Origin of the sequence: Segeticoccus rhizosphaerae, from assembly GCF_009192725.1 — a bacterium.
Taxonomy (GTDB): domain Bacteria; phylum Actinomycetota; class Actinomycetes; order Actinomycetales; family Dermatophilaceae; genus Segeticoccus; species Segeticoccus rhizosphaerae.
Genome location: NZ_VOHR01000683.1, coordinates 1 through 666, shown reverse-complemented (window position 1 = coordinate 666; position 666 = coordinate 1). Strand labels below are relative to the sequence as shown.

1 protein-coding gene is annotated in these 666 nt (G+C 75.4%); it reads right to left on the bottom strand.

Features of this window, described 5'->3' with window-relative positions:
- A partial coding sequence (locus FRW57_RS22470; RefSeq protein WP_152187122.1) for a prephenate dehydrogenase/arogenate dehydrogenase family protein occupies window positions 1–666 on the bottom strand: 666 nt, incomplete at both ends.

Genomic DNA, 666 nt, shown 5'->3' with positions numbered 1-666 from the left:
CGCCGGCGGTGCGGCAGGTGCTGGTCGCACTGGTCGGCGAGCGCCGCGACCGTTTCGGCGAGGTCGGCGGCCAGTGCGACCAGCACCTGCCGCACCGCCGGCGCGTTGGCCGCGAGGATCTGCGTCCACAGCAGGGGGTCGCTCGCCGCGATGCGTGTGACGTCGCGAATCCCTTGCCCGGACAAGGCGACAGCGCTCGCCGGCAGGTCACGCAGGCGGCCCGCGACCAGGCTGGCCACGATCTGGGGCACGTGGGAGACGGCGGCCACGGCCTCGTCGTGCTCTCCGGGTGCAAGTCGCACCGGTGCGGCGCCGACCGAGGCCGCCACGCCGGTGACGAGCTCGACGGCGGCCGGGGTCGACTCCGGCCCCGGCACCACAACCCAGGTGCGTCCCTCGAAGAGGTCAGCCTCGGCGGCCACCGCACCGGAGCGCTCGCGACCGGCCATGGGATGGGACCCGACATACCTGTCCAGTGGCACGCCGGTGGCCCGGAGCGCCTCGAGGACGGACCCCTTGACCGAGGCGACGTCCGTGACCACGCAGTCGCGCCAGTGCCGCAGCTCGTCGGCGACCACCGCCGCCGTGACGTCGGGGGGTGCGGCCACCACGACCAGGTCCGGTGCCGCCGCGACCCTCTCTGCCAGCTCGCCGGCCCCGAGGTCC